The organism is Martinezella hainanensis (genome assembly GCF_900094555.1).
GTDB lineage: Bacteria > Pseudomonadota > Alphaproteobacteria > Rhizobiales > Rhizobiaceae > Rhizobium > Rhizobium hainanense.
Window position 1 is genome coordinate 49,526 of the sequence record NZ_FMAC01000017.1, and the last position, 18,517, is coordinate 68,042.

Below are 18,517 nucleotides of genomic sequence, written 5' to 3' on the forward strand. Positions count from 1 at the left end.
TGCTTGCCCCTCACCGTAGCCCTCTCCCCGTTGGAACAGGGAGAGGGGACGACAGAGCCAGAAAACATGCCTCCTGGTGAGGAGGTCGTTATCGAGCACAGTCGCGATCCCCTCTCCCCGCATGTGCGGGGAGAGGGCTAGGGTGAGGGGCCGGGCACGCAATATTAGCAAGGCGGCGACCGGCGGCATCAATATAAAAAGGGCGCGGAAAATATCCCGCGCCCCGGAACCTGGATGAAGGCGCGGGCTTATTCGGCCGCGTCGTCCTTCTTCTTGTCGGCAGCGATTTCCTGGCCGGTTGCCTGATCGACGACCTTCATGGACAGGCGAACCTTGCCGCGTTCGTCGAAACCGAGCAGCTTGACCCAGACCTTGTCGCCTTCCTTGACGACGTCCTGCGTCTTGGCAACGCGCTCGGAAGCGAGCTGCGAGATGTGGACGAGCCCGTCGCGAGCGCCGAAGAAGTTGACGAATGCGCCGAAGTCGGCGGTCTTGACAACAGTGCCTTCGTAGATCTGGCCGACTTCCGGCTCGGCGACGATCGAGTGGATCCACTTGCGGGCCGCTTCGATTTCCTTGCCGGAGGAGGAGGCGATCTTGACGGTGCCGTCGTCCTCGATGTTGATCTTCGCGCCGGTCTTTTCGACGATTTCGCGGATGACCTTGCCGCCGGAGCCGATGACTTCGCGGATCTTGTCGACCGGGATGTTCATCACTTCGATGCGCGGAGCGAATTCGCCGAGCTGGCCGCGGCTTTCGGTGATTGCCTTGGACATTTCGCCGAGGATGTGGGCACGACCGCCCTGTGCCTGGCTGAGAGCGACCTTCATGATCTCTTCGGTGATGCCGGCGATCTTGATGTCCATCTGCAGCGAGGTGATGCCGTCGGCAGTGCCGGCGACCTTGAAGTCCATGTCGCCGAGGTGGTCTTCGTCGCCGAGAATGTCGGAAAGAACCGCGAAGCGCTCGCCTTCCAGGATCAGACCCATGGCGATACCGGCAACCGGCTTGGCCAGCGGAACGCCGGCGTCCATCAGAGCGAGCGAGGTACCGCAAACGGTCGCCATCGAGGAGGAGCCGTTGGACTCGGTGATCTCAGAGACGACGCGCAGCGTGTACGGGAACTGCTCGGCCGTCGGCAGCATCGGGCGGATAGCGCGCCATGCGAGCTTGCCGTGACCGATTTCACGGCGACCCGGGGAGCCCATGCGGCCGGTTTCGCCAACCGAGTAGGGCGGGAAGTTGTAATGGAGCAGGAAGCGCTCCTTGTACATGCCCGTCAGGCTGTCGACGTACTGCTCGTCTTCGCCGGTGCCAAGCGTGGCGACGACGATTGCCTGCGTTTCACCGCGGGTGAACAAAGCCGAGCCGTGCGTGCGCGGTAGCAGGCCGACTTCCGAGACGATCGGACGAACGGTCGACAGGTCGCGGCCGTCGATGCGGCTCGAGGTGTCGAGGATGTTCCAGCGAACGATCTTCGCCTGCAGGTGCTTGAAGATGGCGCCGACTTCCTCGGCCGTGTATTTGGCTTCGCCTTCCTCGGGGAGGAAGTGTGCCTTGACCTTCGCCTTCACGGCGTCGACGGCAGCGTAGCGATCGGCCTTCTGGGTGATCTTGTAGGCTTCGCGCAGCTCGCCTTCGGCAAGGCCGAGCATTTCGGTTTCGAGCGCGGAGAAATCCTCAGGCGTGAAATCGCGGGGCTCCTTGGCGGCGACTTCGGCGAGCTTGATGATCGCGTCGATGACGGGCTGGAAACCGCGATGGCCGAACATGACCGCGCCGAGCATGACGTCTTCAGGCAGTTCCTTGGCTTCGGATTCGACCATCAGGACGGCGTCCTGCGTGCCGGCGACGACGAGGTCGAGGGTCGACTCGTCCATCTCGTCGAGATGCGGGTTCAGCACGTATTCGCCGTTGATATAGCCGACGCGGGCGCCGCCGATCGGACCCATGAACGGAATGCCCGAGAGCGTCAGGGCTGCGGACGTCGCGACCATGGACAGGATGTCCGGATCGTTTTCGAGGTCATGCTGGATGACTGTCACGACGACCTGCGTGTCGTTCTTGTAGCCTTCCGGGAAGAGCGGGCGGATCGGGCGGTCGATCAGGCGGGAAACGAGTGTTTCGTTTTCGCTCGGACGACCCTCGCGCTTGAAGTAGCCGCCGGGGATCTTGCCGGCTGCGTAGGTCTTTTCCTGGTAGTTGACGGTGAGCGGGAAGAAGTCCTGGCCCGGCTTCGGCGACTTGGCGGAAACGACGGTCGCAAGCACTACGGTCTCGCCATAGGTCGCGACGACGGCGCCATCGGCCTGGCGGGCGATCTTGCCGGTTTCCAGCTTCAGCGGGCGGCCTGCCCACTCGATTTCTACGGTATGGATATCGAACATATCTTATCCTTGCACGATGCGGGAAAATGCGCCGTGGCCGACGATTTCGGCAGGGCGCATCTTCAACCGCACGAAATGTGACGCATCACGGGCAAGACAACGAGAGGCTTTCGAAGGTCGGCCGAAGCGCGAAGCTTCGGCTGAAAGCATCCGGCAATCCTGCCCCATGACAGGTCAACGGTTGTTGTTGGCAGCACCGGCCCATCCGGCCTGCCGGCAGTTTCGCGTCGCGCCAACGTAAGGCGCAAGCGAAACAGTCTTTAAGGGTTCATACCCTTCATAAGCATCCGGCGGACGTTCAGCAGAACGCCCGCCGGAGATTCTGTTAGCGGCGGATACCGAGGCTGGTGATCAGCTTGGTATAACGGCCTTCGTCCTTCTTCTTGAGGTAGTCAAGAAGCGAGCGCCGGCTGGAAACCATCGTCAGAAGGCCACGACGGGAGTGGTTGTCCTTCTTGTGGTCCTTGAAATGGTCCGTGAGGTTGTTGATGCGCTCGGTCAGGATCGCAACCTGGACTTCCGGAGAACCGGTGTCGCCTTCGGCGGTAGCGTATTCCTTGATCAGCGCAGCCTTGCGCTCAGCAGTGATCGACATCGGATGGTCCTTTCTATGAGAGGAGATTGAAGTCGCCAAACGCCGGGATGTCGTCCAGCATTGGCCGCGAATGCAATCAGGCATGCCTGATGCTGGCGCTGCCTATAAACCAAATGAGCGCCAATGGAAAGAGGGTTCTCCCTGGGCGGTTTCAGCGCCCTGCCATGGCATCCCGGATCAGGGCGTCGTAACCTTCTGGATCCTGCAGCATGGCGAAATGGCTGGCGTCCTTCAGGATGACGAGCTTGGCGCCTGGTATCTCCTTTGCCATCATCTGCGTATGGTCGAGCTTGACCGCCTCGTCGTGGTCACCGATGGCAAGCGTCACCGGCACCGTGATCTTGCCGAGATCAGCCGCCGTCCAGGCCGGCTGCGTCGCCCACATCTGCGAGATCTGATTGACGAAGGCATCATATTCGCTCGGCGTCGGCGACAGCTTCTTGTAATACTCGCCGGCGACGTTGATGTAGTCGTTGAAGGTCTTGTTGCTCATGACGTCCGGCTTGACGCCGTCGGTCGTGACATTGGCGGCTTGCGCGATCACGCGGGTCAGCTTTTCAGGATGTTTCATCGCCATGTCGATGCCGATGATGCCGCCATCCGACCAACCGACCAGCGTCACCTTGCCGATCTTCAGATAGTCGAGCAGCGCGACGTAGTCCGAGGTCATCAGATCGTAGCCGAAGGGCTGCTCACTGCGTGTCGAGCGGCCATGCCCGCGGCTGTCGGCAACGATCACGAGGTGATCCCTGGCGAAATCGGTAACCTGAGCGCCCCAGACATCGGCATTTCCGAGGCCACCGTGGATGAAGAGAATGGGGTCACCCTGACCATACTCGGCGTAATACATCTTGATGTCGTTGACATCGGCCATGCCGCTCGTCTTCGGCTGCGGCATGGGTGGAAAGGGCGGCAGCCCGGCCCAGCGCTCGGCGGAATGCGCGCTTGCGACTGTGAGGAACAACGAAAGGAATGTCAGTATGCCGATGGTAGCTCTGCGCATATTCTCCCCCTTGAACGGGCCGTCATGGCCCGTCGGGGAGCATATCGCATCGCCATGCCTCGCAATAGCTGCCATTTCCGGTTGATTGGGTATCAGCCGAACACGCGCTTGGGGCGGAATTCGCCCTGGCCGATCTCGCCGATAGCGATCAGCTTGCCGCGTGCCGTGGCATAGGCCTCGGTTTCGGCAACCGGCGCATCGCGGCCGCGCACCAGGATCGGGTTGCCCATCTTCAGGCGGTGCGCCTGATCGTCGCTGATGACGAGATGCGGCAGCGACGACAGGGCTTCCGCCGTGTCGATCAGCAGGGCATCGAGGGCTGCGAGCCGTTCGTCGGCATCTTCGATCTTTTCCAGCGCCACGAGATCGGCAAGCGGCACCATCGCTTCCTCGGCAAAGGGCGCAACGAAGCTGCGGCGCAGGCCGGAAATATGGCCGTAGCAGCCGAGATCGCGGCCGAAATCGCGGGCAAGCGCACGCACATAAGTACCCTTGCCGCACTCGACTTCGAAATGCGCCGTGTTGGCGTCGGGGCAGGCAAGCAGCGTCAGGCGGAAAATCTCGACTTCGCGCGAGGGGATCTCGACCGTCTCGCCCTCACGGGCCAGGTCATAGGCGCGCTCGCCGGCAATCTTGATCGCCGAGAACTGCGGCGGGATCTGCTGGATGATGCCGGTATAGTTCGGCAGCAGTGCGCGAATATCTTCCTCGCTCGGACGCTTGTCCGAGGTGGCGGTCACTTCGCCTTCGAGATCGTCGGAAGCGCGTTCCTCGCCCCAGGTCACGGTGAACTCATAGATCTTGCGGCCGTCCATGACGTAAGGGACCGTCTTGGTGGCGTCGCCGAGCGCGATCGGCAGCATGCCGGATGCGAGCGGATCGAGCGTGCCGGCATGGCCGGCCTTCTGGGCCTTGAACAGCCACTTGATCTTGGAAACGGCTTCGGTCGAGCCGAAATCCACCGGCTTGTCGAGGATGAGCCAACCCGAAATCGGGCGGCCCTTGGGCTTGCGTGGTTTGGACATTCTCTGTCTCTGTTATTGATCTTGGTCGTTGTCGTCTTCGAGATCGCGGCTGACCTCGGGCGAGCGCAGCAGCGCGTCGATCTTCTTGTAATTGTCGAAGCTCGTATCGTCGCGGAAGCGAACTTCCGGCATGTACTTCATCTGGCGAAGCTGCGGGCCGAGACGGCCGCGGATGTATTTCGCATGGCGGTTCAGCGCCTCGATGACGGCGGCGTGGTCGGAAACGCCGAGCGGGGTCACGAAGGCGGTTGCGATCTTCAGATCCGGCGACATGCGCACCTCAGAAATGGAGATCACGGTGCGCTCGATCAGGTCGTCGCGCACTTCGCCGCGCTGCAGAACCTGCGTGATCGCTGAGCGCACCTGCTCGCCGACGCGAAGCATGCGCTGCGAAGGCGCGGAAGAAGTTGGTCTTGTTGCCATTTGTCTTGGTCCCAAAAGGTTCGGGCGCCGGACTGGATGTTCCGGCGCCCGTCCCAATGTTTCGTTCTATCCTGCCTTACAGCGTGCGGGTGATATGCTCGACGCGGAAGCACTCGATCGTGTCGCCGACGCGGATGTCTTCGTAGTTTTCGAAGGCCATGCCGCATTCCTGACCGACGTTGACTTCCGACACTTCGTCCTTGAAGCGCTTGAGCGTCTTGAGTTTGCCTTCGTGGATAACGACGTTGTCGCGAACCAGACGGACGCCCACGCCACGCTCGACCTTGCCTTCGGTGACGCGGCAACCAGCGACCTTGCCGACCTTCGTGATGTTGAACACCTCGAGGATCTCGGCATTGCCGAGGAAGGTTTCGCGGCGCTCCGGAGAGAGCAGGCCGGACATCGCTGCCTTCACGTCATCCACCAGGTCGTAGATGATGTTGTAGTAGCGGATTTCGATGCCCTGACGCTCGGCGAACTGACGTGCCTGCGCATTGGCGCGGACGTTGAAGCCGATGATCGCTGCATTGGAGGCCTCCGCCAGCGAGACGTCCGACTCTGTGATGCCGCCTGCGCCCGAATGAACGATGCGAGCACGGACTTCGTCGGTGCCGAGCTTCTCGAGCGCGCCGGCAATGGCTTCGATCGAGCCCTGCACGTCGCCCTTGATGACCAGCGGGAATTCCTTCACGCCGACAGCCTGCAGCTGGGTCATCATCTGCTCGAGCGAGCCGCGCTGACCCGACAGGCGGGCAGCTGCCTTGTCGCGGGTGAGGCGCTGACGGTATTCCGAGATCTCGCGGGCACGGCTTTCGCTTTCGACGACGGCAAACTTGTCGCCGGCCTGCGGTGCGCCGGAAAGGCCGAGCAGTTCGACCGGCATGGCCGGCCCCGCTTCCTTCACGTGCTCACCCTTGTCGTTGACGAGCGCACGAACGCGGCCCCACTGATCGCCGGCAACGACGATCTGACCTGGACGCAGCGTGCCCTTCTGCACGAGCACGGTGGCGACGGAGCCACGGCCGCGATCGAGCTGAGCTTCGATGACGGTGCCTTCTGCCGTGCGGTTCGGATTGGCCTTGAGGTCAAGGATTTCCGCCTGCAGCAGGATGGCCTCCAGCAGCTTGTCGAGGTTGGTGCGGTTCTTCGCGGAGACTTCCACGTCGAGCACTTCACCGCCCATGGATTCGACGAAGACTTCGTGCTGCAGCAGTTCCGTGCGGACCTTCTGCGGGTTGGCTTCGTGCTTGTCGATTTTGTTGATCGCCACGATGATCGGAACACCCGCCGCCTTGGCGTGGTTGATCGATTCGATCGTCTGCGGCATCACGCTGTCGTCGGCCGCAACCACGAGGATCGCGATGTCGGTCGCCTGGGCGCCGCGAGCACGCATGGCCGTGAAGGCGGCGTGGCCGGGCGTGTCGATGAAGGTGATCTTCTGACCGTTCTGCTCGACCTGATAGGCGCCGATATGCTGGGTGATGCCACCGGCTTCGCCGGCAACCACGTTGGCATGGCGGATGGCGTCGAGCAGCGAGGTCTTGCCGTGGTCGACGTGGCCCATGATGGTGACGACGGGCGGACGGGAAACCAGTTCGCCTTCGTCGTCGGCAACGTTGAAGATGCCCTGTTCGACGTCGGATTCCGAAACGCGCTTGACCGTGTGACCGAATTCGCCGGCGATGAGTTCGGCCAGATCGGCGTCGATGACGTCGCCCGGCTTCATCATCTGACCTTCCTTCATCAGGTACTTGATGACGTCGACGGCGCGTTCGGACATACGCTGCGACAACTCCTGAATGGTGATGGTCTCAGGCAGAATGACTTCGCGCGAAATCTTTTCGCGTGTTTCCTGCATCTGGCTGCGGCGGAACTTTTCCTGGCGGCGGCGCATGGCCGAAAGCGAGCGACCGCGGGCATTGCCGTCTTCGTCGACATCGGCGGTCGTGACCGTCAGCTTGCCGCGGCGGCGCTCATCCTCGGTCTTCGGGCGTGTGGTGACGGGCTTCGCCGGCTCGGGCCGGGTGACCTTGCCACGGATCGGAGCACCGCGCGACGGGCCACGGCTTTCCTCTTCCTCATTGCCCGGGCGACGGCGATTGGCCGGCGCTTCCGCAGCGGCTGTGCCGGGGCGGGCAGACTGTGGAGCGGAAGCATCCGGGCGGCGTGCAACGGCTGGTGCCGGAGCAGGCTGGGTAGCCGGCTTCGGAGCTTCAACCTTGGCTTCAACCGGAGCGGCCGGAGCCTGTTCGGCAACCTTGGCGGCTGCCGCGGCCTGAGCAGCCTCTTCGGCGGCACGGCGAGCGGCTTCGGCCTGTTCGGCAACGCGGCGTGCTTCTTCTTCCTGCCTGCGGCGCGCTTCTTCTTCGGCGCGACGAACGGCGTCGGCAGCGTCACGAGCCTGGGCGTCGGCAAGCGCGCGGCGACGAGCGTCCATCTCGTCGGCCGACAGGTGGTTCAGAACCACCGGACGCGACGAGCGCTCCTGCTGCGGGCGCTGCTGATAGCCCTGGTTCGGTTGTGCTGGCCGCTGCTGCTGGCCGCCCGGCTGATGAATGCGCGGAGCCGGCTGCGGCGGGCGCGGCGGCTGCGGCGTCGGTTCGGCGACGCGCGTCACCGATGGCGCGGCTGTTGTCGTCGGCGTGATTGGCTTTTCGTCTTCAGGACGTAGCGGGCGGCGCTTACGGGTCTCAACCACGACCGCCTTGGTGCGACCGCGGCCCATGTCCTGGCGCACGGTGCCCTGGTTTACGCCTGAAGGTTTCAAGGTGAGGGTCTTCTTACCCGAAACACTCAGCGTCTTGTCGTCTTGATTGTCGGTCATTCCGTTCCTGTTCCTTCGGACAGGGCTCGGAAACGTCCGTCAGACCCTGTCGTTCAATGCATGTACCTTAATGAGGCGTCCGGCAAAGGCCGGTGACCGCGTCATTGTTTTCGCCGGCCAGCGCCGCCCGTTGCCCGGGACTGACCGCCGTTGCGGTACCGTTCGAGCAGGTTTGCGCGCTTCACTACACCCTCACCCGCCTGCCCTGCAAGCGCTGCGGCATGGATAAAAGCATTCTGGCCCATCAGTTCGTCCATTTCCGCCTCCGTAAAGACACGGAAGGACGGTATTTCCGCTTCGGTCTCCATGCCGAGATGCCAGGCCTTACGCGCCTGGTCGATCTTGCGCACGCCATCGGCGGCGGCGTTCATCGCATGGAACACGGCAAGTGCCGAGCCGTTGCGAACGGCGCCATCCACCTTCGACGAGCCGGATACGAACTGGCCCGCCTTGCGTGCCATGTTCATCATCCCGGCCAGTTGCGCCGCAAGCAGGCGGTCGACGGTAGCGCCGAGATCGCTCGGCGCGGTCACCTCCGCCTTCAGGGCGCGGGAGAACAACTTCTTTGCCACTGCCTTGTCCACGAGCGCCCGGTCGACCTTGACCCAGCATCCGCGTCCCGGCAGCTGCCGCTTCAGATCCGGAACGACGGTTCCGTCCGGAGCGGCGACGAAGCGGATCAGCTCATCCGGCGATCCGCTTTCGCGTGTTACGATGCACATACGGCCATTCACGCCGTCACCCGCAAGATCGTCGTCTTCGGGCGCGGCCTTCGGCCCCTCTGCGCTCATCATGCTTCCTGCTCGGCCTCGCCTTCACCCTCCGATGCCTCTTCGGCTTCGGTAGCGAGATCGGCTTCGGTGATCCAGCCGGCCAGCAGGCGGGCCTGCACGACCATCTGTTCGGCTTCGACGCGCGAGACTTCGAGCTTGGAGAACAGGCCTTCGAATTTCTTCGTCTCGCCGTTCTTGCGTTCGCTCCAGCCAACGAGATCGTCGGCGGCGCAGCCGGCGAAGTCCTCGATCGTCTTGATGCCGTCCTCGCCGAGGGCGACCATCATCTGCGCCGTCATGCCGTTGATCTGACGCAGCTCGTCGGCAACGCCGAGCGACTTGCGCTTCTCATCCATTTCGGCTTCGAGCTTCTCCAGATATTCGCGAGCGCGGGTCTGGATTTCCTGGGCGGTGTCTTCGTCGAAACCATCGATGGAGGAAATTTCATCGAGATCGACATAGGCCAGTTCCTCGACGGCGGCAAAGCCTTCCGAGGCCAGAACCTGGCCGACCATTTCGTCCACGTCGAGCGCATCCATGAACAGGTTCGTGCGCTCGTTGAATTCCTTCTGACGGCGCTCTGATTCCTCGGCCTCCGTCATGATGTCGATATCCCAGCCGGTCAGCTGCGATGCGAGGCGGACGTTCTGACCGCGGCGGCCGATGGCCAGCGACAGCTGCTCGTCCGGAACCACGACTTCGATGCGCTCGGCGTCTTCATCGAGAACGACCTTGGCGACTTCGGCCGGCTGCAGCGCGTTGACGACGAAGTTCGCCGGCTCGCTGGACCAGGGAATGATGTCGATCTTTTCGCCCTGCAGCTCGCCGACAACGGCCTGGACGCGCGAACCGCGCATACCGACGCAGGCGCCAACCGGATCGATCGACGAGTCGTTCGAGATGACGGCGATCTTGGCGCGAGAGCCCGGATCGCGGGCGACCGACTTCACCTGGATGATGCCGTCGTAGATTTCGGGCACTTCCATGGTGAAGAGCTTGACCATGAACTGCGGATGCGTGCGCGACAGGAAAATCTGCGGGCCGCGCTGCTCGCGGCGGACGTCGTAGACATAGGCACGGACGCGGTCGCCGTAGCGGAAGTTTTCGCGCGGGATCATTTCGTCACGGCGGATGATGCCTTCGCCACGGCCGAGGTCGACGATGACGTTGCCGTATTCGACGCGCTTGACGGTGCCGTTGACGATTTCGCCGACGCGATCCTTGAATTCGTCGAACTGACGGTCACGCTCGGCTTCGCGCACCTTCTGCACGATGACCTGCTTTGCCGACTGGGCGGCGATGCGGCCGAAATCCATCGGCGGCAGCGGGTCGGCGATGAAATCGCCAAGTGCTGCGTCCGGATTGCGGTCGCGGGCCAGCTCCAGCGGGATCTGCGTGGAATAATCCTCGGCCTTTTCGACCACTTCGAGCAGACGCTGCAGACGAATCTCACCCGTCTTCGGGTTGATGTCGGCGCGGATGTTCGATTCCGTGCCGTAACGCGAGCGCGCGGCCTTCTGGATCGCATCCGCCATTGCGGCAAGCACGATCTCGCGGTCGATGACCTTTTCGCGCGCCACTGCATCTGCGATCTGCAGAAGTTCTAGCCGGTTCGCACTGACTGCCATTGTCTTTAGTCTCCGTCTTCCAGCCTTCAGGGTTCCCGTTCCGTCAGGCGGTTCGTTGATCGGTTATTCTTCTTCGTCGCCCGCTTCGTTCTGGTTCGCTGCCTCGGCCTTCGCCAGCTTGTCGGCGCGCAGCGCGTCGCGGATGAGATCGTCCGTCAGGATCAGCTTGGCTTCGGCCAGCGTGCTGAACGGAATGGTCACCTTCGGCTCCTCGCCATAGGCAACCTGGTCGCGCTCGATCGTGAAGCCGTCATTGTCGACGGCGGCGATCTTGCCGCGGAAACGCTTGCGGTTGTCAACGAGGATCGAGGTTTCGCACTTGACGATATGGCCGATCCAGCGCTGGAAATCCGACTTGCGCACCATCGGGCGGTCGATGCCCGGCGAAGATACTTCGAGATGATACGCCTTATCGATAGGATCTTCCACATCCAGAACCGGCGAAATGGCCGTGGAGACCTCTTCGCAGTCCTCGACGGTCATGGTGCCGTCGTTGCGCTCGGTCATGATCTGCAGCGTCAGGCCGTTCAGGTTCAGGAGGCGCACGCGCACCAGGCGGAAGCCCATGCCCACAAGGACGGGCTCGATGATGGCGGCGACGCGCTGATCAAGGCCGGTTTCGACGATCAGCCTGGGTTCGTTGGTATTGTCTGCGTTTGTCACGTCCGACAAGCATTCACTCCTGCATTGTTCATGCATTGGGAGATCGCGCTAATAAAAAAGAGCGGGTCCTTGCGGCCCACTCTTCATCACGCGATCAAGAATTTGAAGCCGATATAAGCCTCTTTCCGGCAAATTGCAAGGCATTCGCGCCGAAAGCTGTCCGCGCCGCTATTTCAGGACGCCGAGCATGGAGCTGTCCGGATAGCAGGTGGGCTTCATGCCGCCCTTTTCCTGCCACTGGCCGATCGAGCGCCTGGTCTTGTAGCCCGGCAGGCCGTCGGTACCGCCGACATCATAGCCTTTGTGCTCCAGAACCTTCTGCATGTTGGCAACATCCGAGCGCAGCATCTTGCCGACATCGCCCCATTTTTCGTCGAACGCGCCGCTGCCGGAGGCAATGCGGTCGGCGAGATTGCCGATATAGAGGCCGTAGAGGTCGGAATTATTGTATTCCTTGATGACGTAGAAATTCGGCGTGACGATGAATTCCGGCCCGTCGCGGCCGGCCGGCACTAGCATCATGCCGCTCGCCCGCATTTCGTCAGCCGGAAATGTCTTGCCCGAAAGCCGCTTGATGCCAAGTGACGCCCATTGCGAGATCGGCTTGGCGAGATCAGGCCCTTCCTGCGCGCAGGAAACATTCTGCGGGATAGTCACTTCATATCCCCAGCCACGGCCGCGCTGCCAGCCCTTCTGGACCATATAGTTGGCTATGGAGGCCAGCGTATCAGGCACGGACGTCCAGATGTTGCGATGGCCGTCGCCATCGAAATCGACGGCATATTTCAGGTAGTTGGTCGGCATGAACTGCGGCTGGCCCAGCGCGCCGGCCCAGGACCCCTTGAACTGATCCGGCGTCACGTCGCCATGCTCGAGAATGCGTAAGCCAGCGATGAGCTCGTTGCGGAACATATCCTTGCGGGTCGACATGAAAGCCTTGGTCGCCAGCACCTGGATCGCGGAATTCGGCAGTTTGGCGGCGCCGAAGCCGGTTTCGCGGCCCCAGATGGCGAGCAGAATCGGCCCGGGCACCCCATAGGTCTTCTCGATCCGCTGCAGCACCGGCCCATATTGCGAGGCAAGGCTCCGCCCTGTTGCGGCGAGCTTCTGCAGCCGCGCCTCGTTGAAATAGGGGGCGGGCGAGGAGAATTCGGCCTGGGTCTGCGCCTGTTGCTTCGGCTTCGGGAAGCCCGGCGGCTCGAGGTCAGGCAGATCCCAGTTCAGCGTCACGCCGGTAAAGGCGGCCTGGAAAGTCTTTTCGGAAATCCCGGCCTTCCGCGCGTCCGGCCAGAGATCCTTCTGGATCCAGGTCTGAAACTGTGCCTCGACATCCGCTTTCGAGGCGGCGAGAGCGGGGAGGGGGAGGAGGGTGAGGAGGAGGATACAGAGTAGAGAAAACAGCTTTTGCGCATGCCGAGCCGCTGATACCCCCCTCTGTCGCTGTCGCGACATCTCCCCCACATGGGGGGAGATTGTTGGGAGTTCGCTGCGGCCCTTATCTGTAAAATTTCTCTCGGAATCTGCAGGCAGGATATTGGTTTGAGGCAGATCGCCGCTGCGGGCGACCAATCTCCCCCCTTGTGAGGGAGATGTCAGCGAAAGCTGACAGAGGGGGGTAAAAACTCTCCTCATACTCTTTCCTTTGTTGCAGCTCTCAAATCAAATCGCCGTCCGCGCTCTCAGCGCCGCCGCAAGCGTGCCCTCGTCGAGATAATCGAGCTCGCCTCCAACAGGTACTCCATGGGCAAGACGGGTGATCTTGACCTCGAGGCCATCGAGCTGGTCGGTTATATAGTGTGCTGTGGTTTGTCCTTCGACCGTGGCGTTGACTGCGATGATGATCTCGCGGACACCGCCTTCGCCGACGCGCGCGATCAGCCCGCGAATATTCAGATCGTCCGGTCCGACGCCATCGAGTGGCGACAGTACACCGCCGAGAACGTGATAGGCGGCGTTCATCGCGCCGGATCGTTCCAGCGCCCATAGGTCGGACACGTCTTCGACGACGATAATGACGGATTGGTCGCGCCGATCGTCCGTGCAGACGGTGCAGGGGTCGACCGTATCGACATTGCCGCAGCGAGAGCAAATATTCACCTTGTCATAGGCCTCGCCCATGGCATGGGACAGCGGCCCGAGCAGCTGGTCCTTCTTCTTAATCAGATGCAGTGCCGCGCGCCGCGCCGAGCGCGGCCCGAGGCCCGGCACCTTCGCCAGAAGCTGGATGAGTTTTTCGATTTCGGGGCCGGTGACTCGCTTTGCCATGGGAGGCTTTTAGCTCATATGCTCCAAGAACGGAATCACGGAAGGCATGGTTGAGCGATGAAAATTCTGGCCGCTTCCCATAGCGAGCTATCATTGCCGAGCCGGGTCGTGCTGGAAGGCGAAGCCGGCCTCCAGCCTCACCGCATGGCGATGGCGACGGCCGCACCTGCCATGGTGCCGGCGCTGGCGCGATTGGCAATGCGCACGGCGCGGCGGCTCTTGAGGAAGGTCCTGGCCTTGGCGGCCAGCATCGCCCAGGAGAAATCGATGACGATGAGAACCGCAAACATCGTTGCCACCAGCTCGGCCCAGCCGGAGATCGTCACACCGTGCAGATCGATGATCGAGGGCAGCAGCGCCACGTAGAACACCATGATCTTCGGATTGCCCATGGTGACCGTAAAGCCGGCAAGGAAGAGCCGTGTGGCCGATTGCTCGTCCGGCAGCTCCTCTCCCGTCGTATCGGAAGAGGCAAACCACATCTTCCAGGCGAGATAGAGCAGATAGGCGACGCCGAGCCATTTGATCGCCACGAAGGCGAGGTGGAAGGTTTCGGCAATGGTCGCAAGGCCGGCAACGGCGCAAGTCAACCAGATCGCCTCGCCGAGCCACATGCCGGACAGGAACGGCAATACGTTGCGCGCGCCCTTCGTCAGCACGCGCGCCACCAGCGCGGCAATGTTCGGCCCCGGCGATCCCGCCGCAATGAACAGGGCACCGGCAAAAACAAGCAGCGTCGACAGGCTCATCGCATTCCTCCGATCAGGCAGGCGAGATGATATCTGGAAGATGATATTGAGAGATAGCATTCCGGCCCGGCTTTTCCAAACGCCTGATTTGCATTCAGCCGAGCTGCGCGCGAAAGCGCTGAAAGATCGCCTTGCCTTCCGGCCAGTCGCCCAGGCCGGATGCCGCATTGATATGGCCGCGCGACCCGACATCGACCAGCGTGCTGCCCCAGATTTCGGCGCTCCGATTCGCATGATCGAAGGACCCGAACGGATCGTCGGTACTGGCGACGAGCAGGGATGGAAAAGGCAGCCGCTTCAGCGGTGGGTTTGCAAAGCTGCCGGCCTCGGCGAGGTAGACTTCGCCTGTAGGGTCGGGCGTGGCCACCATGAATGCGCCAAGGATCGCGCTTGTCGTTGACGGAGCCCAATGGGCGATCAGCTGGCAGGCAAGACTATGCGCGATCAGGACCGGCGGCGTTTTGCAGCGCAAGATTTCCCTCTCCAGCGCTGCAATCCAATCCGAGAGGATCGGTCGATCCCAGCTCGACGGCTGGAAACGGCGCATGGTCGGATCATCCCGTTCCCAAAGCGTTTGCCAGTGATCTTCACCCGAGCCGCCAAGCCCCGGTAGCGTGATGATATCGCTCATCTCTATTCTTTCTCCATAGTCTCGGATGGAGAAAAACTGACATGCCGGGTTGCCGATTGACATTGCAATCCATCGGATAAAACTTTGGCGAACCGATGAATTGAAGGTGGGCAATGGACATCATCGAAAGAGGCTTGGATCCGACGGATCTGTCGATCATCGAGATTTTGCAGCAGAACGGACGGATTTCGGTATCGGAGCTCGGTCGCCGGGTCGGCCTGTCGCAGCCGGCGGCCTCGGAGAGGTTGAAGCGGCTGGAGGAGCGCGGTGTGATCGCCGGATATCGCGCGGTCATCGATCCCTCAGCCGTCGGCCTCGGCATGATGGCGGTCATTCGTCTCAGGACCACGCATGAGCACATTCGGCCCTATCTGAAGCAGTTTTCGGAAATGCCTGAAATTATCGAGGTGCTGAGGCTGACAGGCGAGGATTGCTTCCTGCTCAAGGTTCTCGTGCCGACTCCGGCCGACCTTGAAACCATCGTCGATTCCATTGCTCGCCATGGAGCCGTCACGACATCGCTGGTGCTGCGAAACGAACCGGCAAAGGCGATCGGCCGCGAATTGATCCGCAAGGCGGCCGCCCGTTGATTGGGGACCCTGGGGGTTATCTCTCAGGGTAATGCATGATGGCCCGTCGCGACCGGCTCGGTCGGAATGCCTCCCCGTTCAGCGCGATGTCGTAAGCTGCTGCGCTATAAGCGCATTATAGCAGCTGCCCGTTCGTGGAACGACATCGAGATGATCGCCCACCCGAAAGGTGGTATCTGGCTCGCCGACCTCGATCGTGTTCTTGCAGTCGTAGGATTTTCCAAGATGCGTTCTGACAAAAGCGATTTCGGCCAGTGTCACGGCTTTCGTTCGGCCATGGCTTAGGTTCACAGTTGCAGGCCACATACGCGTAATGGTCGCTTGAGCGTGCGGAAAGTGGTTGATGCGCCATAGGTTGGCTTCGCGCACTCCCCACAGCGTACTGACGATTATGATGGCCATGACCGCATATGTGATGAAGTCCAGTTCCACCTGGGAAAGACGCAGCCAAAAGGAAACTTTGGGCTTTTCCGAATAAGACATGCCGTGCAGCGTCTGCCGCTCCTTAAATCCCCATTCATGTAAAACGTTTGTATCAATCAGGGAGAATTCAAGGGCGCCGACGCTTCAGGGTTGCGGTCTGCGGCAGCAATATTTTTGGAATGATCTGCCGGTCTCAGAACGGCAGCTTGAAGCCGGGCGGGATCGGCAGGCCGGCCGTCAGTTCGCGGGTCTTTTCGGCGGCGATCGCTTCGGCCTTCTCCTGGGCATCCTTGTTGGCGGCGACGATCAGGTCTTCGAGGATTTCGACATCGTCTTCCTTGAAAAGCGACGGATCGATCTTGATGCCCAGCATCAGGCCCTTGCCGTTGACGGTGACGGTGACGAGGCCACCACCGGCCTTGCCTTCGACGCGAATGTCGGCGATCTCCGACTGCATCTTCTCCATCTTCGCCTGCATTTCCTTCACTTTGCCCATCATGCCCATGATGTCGCGCATCGTCTTTGGTCCTTCTTCTGCAAGTGTCTCTTTGATCAGCCAGGATGTCTCGCCAACGGCCTCAAGCCGATGCGGTTCCATTGGCATCCATCCTAGCCTTAGAATTCTATATCGTCGCCCGGTAGAATATCGCCATCGACGGATTCGGCGGCTGCAGGCGGAGCGGCGGCGGCTTCCTCGTCTTCCGTCTCGGGCGCCCGTACGCGCACGTCGATGATCTTCGCGCCCGGAAATTGCGCGAGGATTGCTGCGACATCGGGGTCCTGGCGTGCATCGGCGACACGTTGCTTCTGGGCATTTGCTTCGGCCTCGACCAGCGTCGGCTGGCCTTCCTCGCGGCTGAGGCTGACGATCCAGTGGATGCCGGTCCATTCCTTCAGCTTGACGGCAAGCTCGTTCAAAAGCGTGCCGGGAGCGCCTGAGGTCAGGCTGACATCGAGCCGGCCCGACTCAAGCTTGACCGGGCGCACGAAGGTCCGCACCAGCGCCTTCAGCTTCGGATCGCGCTTCTGACTGGCAAGTTCGGCGATATCGGCCATCGAATTGATTGGCACGAGCGGCTTCGGCGCTTCGGCAGGCTTCGGCTCGATGCGTCCCAGAGGTTGCGAATCCGGCTGTGTATTCGGCACGGCGCGCAGCATGGCGACCGGTGCGGAAGGCGTGGGGCGCGGCGCCGGCGTCTCGACGGCACGGGCCATGGCGTTGCCCTGATAGGACACCGCTCCGCCGCCGTTGCCCCCGTTTGGCGAGGATACCGGACGCGAACCGCCATTGCCTTCGGAAAATTCGGCAAGCCTGCGTGCGGCATCTTCCGGCGCGGGAAGATGAGCCGCGTGGGCGAGACGGATCAGCACCATTTCTGCGGCGCCGGCGGTGCGTGCGGCGTTCTCTGTCTCGGTAATGCCCTTCAGAAGCATCTGCCAGATGCGGGAAAGTGCAGTTACAGCGACCCCTTGCGCGAATTCCGCCGCTTTCGTGCGCTCGATTTCGCTGAGCGACGGATCGTCGGCGGCATCGGGCACATATTTGAGGCGGGTCACGAGATGGGTGAAATCGGCAAGGTCGGTGAGGACGACGACGGGATTGGCGCCGGCCTCGTACTGGCTGTTGAATTCGGCAAGCGCTGCCGAAACATCGCCTTTGACGACATGGCCGAAGAGATCGACGATGCGGGCGCGGTCGGCAAGCCCGAGCATCGCGCGCACGGCGTCTGCCGCAACGAAGCCGCTGCCGTGCGCGATCGCCTGGTCGAGCAGCGACAGGCCGTCGCGCGCCGAGCCTTCGGCGGCGCGGGCGATCATGGCGAGCGCTTCCGGCTCCGCCTCGATGCCTTCCTTGTCGGCAATGGTGGTGAAGAGGCCTACGAGATCAGAGGCGCTGATGCGGCGAAGATCGAATCGCTGGCAGCGCGAGAGTACCGTGATGGGCACCTTGCGGATTTCGGTCGTCGCGAAGATGAATTTCACATGCTCGGGCGGCTCTTCGAGCGTCTTCAGCAAGCCGTTGAAGGCCGCCGTCGACAGCATGTGCACTTCGTCGATGATGTAGACTTTGTAGCGGGCGGAGACCGGACGGTAGCGCACCTGCTCGATGATCTCTCTGATATCGTCGATACCCGTGTGCGAGGCGGCGTCCATCTCGATGACGTCGACATGCCGGCCTTCCATGATCGCCTGGCAATGGTCGCCTGGTTCGCGCAGATCGATCGTCGGACGATCGACCGCAGCGGTCTTGTAGTTGAGGGCGCGGGCAAGGATGCGGGCGGTCGTGGTCTTGCCGACACCGCGCACGCCGGTCAGCATATAGGCCTGGGCGATACGGCCGGTCTCGAACGCGTTGGTCAGCGTGCGAACCATCGGCTCCTGGCCGACCATCAGGTCCGTGAAGTCCTTGGGTCTGTATTTGCGGGCCAGCACCCGGTAACCGGTGCCGGTCGAAGCGGCATCTTTTGCTTGTCGCTCGGTGTCGCTCATCGCCCTGCTTTTTGCCCGGTGCCCAGCTTATTGCACGGCGAAAGCCGG

Annotated in this window: 17 protein-coding genes; 1 reads left to right on the forward strand and 16 read right to left on the reverse strand. The window is 62.0% G+C overall.

The window, feature by feature from the left end:
• Nucleotides 1–248 precede the first annotated feature (248 nt).
• The 13 genes from pnp to GA0061100_RS31370 all read right to left on the reverse strand — a co-directional run bounded on the left by pnp (nt 249) and on the right by GA0061100_RS31370 (nt 14,966).
• Nucleotides 249–2,387 carry a polyribonucleotide nucleotidyltransferase gene (gene pnp, locus GA0061100_RS31310; RefSeq protein ID WP_075856760.1) on the reverse strand — a complete coding sequence of 713 codons (2,139 nt, stop codon included), beginning with the start codon at nt 2,385–2,387 and terminating at the stop codon, nt 249–251.
• A 325-nt stretch (nt 2,388–2,712) separates the two neighbouring features.
• Nucleotides 2,713–2,982 carry a 30S ribosomal protein S15 gene (gene rpsO, locus GA0061100_RS31315; protein WP_004127740.1) on the reverse strand — a complete coding sequence of 90 codons (270 nt, stop codon included), beginning with the start codon at nt 2,980–2,982 and terminating at the stop codon, nt 2,713–2,715.
• Nucleotides 2,983–3,133: 151 nt separating this feature from the next.
• The gene (locus GA0061100_RS31320; RefSeq protein WP_075856761.1) at nt 3,134–3,985 is read right to left on the reverse strand and encodes an alpha/beta fold hydrolase; all 852 of its coding nucleotides are present in this window, start codon (nt 3,983–3,985) and stop codon (nt 3,134–3,136) included.
• A 92-nt stretch (nt 3,986–4,077) separates the two neighbouring features.
• Nucleotides 4,078–5,010 carry a tRNA pseudouridine(55) synthase TruB gene (gene truB / locus GA0061100_RS31325; RefSeq protein WP_075856762.1) on the reverse strand — a complete coding sequence of 311 codons (933 nt, stop codon included), beginning with the start codon at nt 5,008–5,010 and terminating at the stop codon, nt 4,078–4,080.
• Nucleotides 5,011–5,022: 12 nt separating this feature from the next.
• Nucleotides 5,023–5,433, reverse strand: a complete 411-nt coding sequence (gene rbfA, locus GA0061100_RS31330) for a 30S ribosome-binding factor RbfA (RefSeq protein WP_075856763.1) — start codon at nt 5,431–5,433, stop codon at nt 5,023–5,025.
• 76 nt (nt 5,434–5,509) lie between these two features.
• On the reverse strand, nt 5,510–8,257 hold the full coding sequence (gene infB / locus GA0061100_RS31335) for a translation initiation factor IF-2 (RefSeq protein ID WP_075856764.1): 2,748 nt from the start codon (nt 8,255–8,257) through the stop codon (nt 5,510–5,512).
• Between the two features lie 101 nt (nt 8,258–8,358).
• Complete coding sequence (locus GA0061100_RS31340) at nt 8,359–9,051, reverse strand: RNA-binding protein (RefSeq protein WP_075856765.1); 693 nt, start codon at nt 9,049–9,051, stop codon at nt 8,359–8,361.
• Entirely contained in the window at nt 9,048–10,658 is a 1,611-nt protein-coding gene (gene nusA / locus GA0061100_RS31345) for a transcription termination factor NusA (RefSeq protein WP_075856766.1), read from the reverse strand. Before nusA ends, GA0061100_RS31340 begins: the two co-directional genes overlap by 4 nt.
• Before the next feature lie 63 nt (nt 10,659–10,721).
• Nucleotides 10,722–11,330 carry a ribosome maturation factor RimP gene (rimP, locus tag GA0061100_RS31350; protein WP_075856767.1) on the reverse strand — a complete coding sequence of 203 codons (609 nt, stop codon included), beginning with the start codon at nt 11,328–11,330 and terminating at the stop codon, nt 10,722–10,724.
• A gap of 159 nt (nt 11,331–11,489) precedes the next feature.
• On the reverse strand, nt 11,490–12,773 hold the full coding sequence (locus GA0061100_RS31355; RefSeq protein ID WP_075856768.1) for a lytic murein transglycosylase: 1,284 nt from the start codon (nt 12,771–12,773) through the stop codon (nt 11,490–11,492).
• Between the two features lie 207 nt (nt 12,774–12,980).
• Nucleotides 12,981–13,586: a recombination mediator RecR gene (recR, locus tag GA0061100_RS31360; RefSeq protein ID WP_075856769.1), complete on the reverse strand. Its 606-nt coding sequence runs from the start codon at nt 13,584–13,586 to the stop codon at nt 12,981–12,983.
• 137 nt (nt 13,587–13,723) lie between these two features.
• The gene (locus tag GA0061100_RS31365) at nt 13,724–14,335 is read right to left on the reverse strand and encodes a LysE family translocator (RefSeq protein ID WP_075856808.1); all 612 of its coding nucleotides are present in this window, start codon (nt 14,333–14,335) and stop codon (nt 13,724–13,726) included.
• Between the two features lie 94 nt (nt 14,336–14,429).
• Nucleotides 14,430–14,966 carry an RBBP9/YdeN family alpha/beta hydrolase gene (locus tag GA0061100_RS31370; protein ID WP_075856770.1) on the reverse strand — a complete coding sequence of 179 codons (537 nt, stop codon included), beginning with the start codon at nt 14,964–14,966 and terminating at the stop codon, nt 14,430–14,432.
• 113 nt (nt 14,967–15,079) lie between these two features.
• On the opposite strand from GA0061100_RS31370, the gene GA0061100_RS31375 reads away from it, so the two are divergent.
• Nucleotides 15,080–15,556, forward strand: coding sequence for an Lrp/AsnC family transcriptional regulator (locus GA0061100_RS31375; RefSeq protein WP_075856771.1), 477 nt, complete (start codon nt 15,080–15,082; stop codon nt 15,554–15,556).
• Between the two features lie 78 nt (nt 15,557–15,634).
• On the opposite strand, the gene GA0061100_RS31380 is transcribed toward GA0061100_RS31375, so the two are convergent.
• The 3 genes from GA0061100_RS31380 to GA0061100_RS31390 all read right to left on the reverse strand — a co-directional run bounded on the left by GA0061100_RS31380 (nt 15,635) and on the right by GA0061100_RS31390 (nt 18,469).
• Entirely contained in the window at nt 15,635–16,039 is a 405-nt protein-coding gene (locus GA0061100_RS31380; RefSeq protein ID WP_075856772.1) for a hypothetical protein, read from the reverse strand.
• Between the two features lie 133 nt (nt 16,040–16,172).
• The gene (locus GA0061100_RS31385) at nt 16,173–16,496 is read right to left on the reverse strand and encodes a YbaB/EbfC family nucleoid-associated protein (protein WP_075856809.1); all 324 of its coding nucleotides are present in this window, start codon (nt 16,494–16,496) and stop codon (nt 16,173–16,175) included.
• A 98-nt stretch (nt 16,497–16,594) separates the two neighbouring features.
• Complete coding sequence (locus GA0061100_RS31390) at nt 16,595–18,469, reverse strand: DNA polymerase III subunit gamma/tau (RefSeq protein WP_075856773.1); 1,875 nt, start codon at nt 18,467–18,469, stop codon at nt 16,595–16,597.
• Nucleotides 18,470–18,517 lie beyond the last annotated feature (48 nt).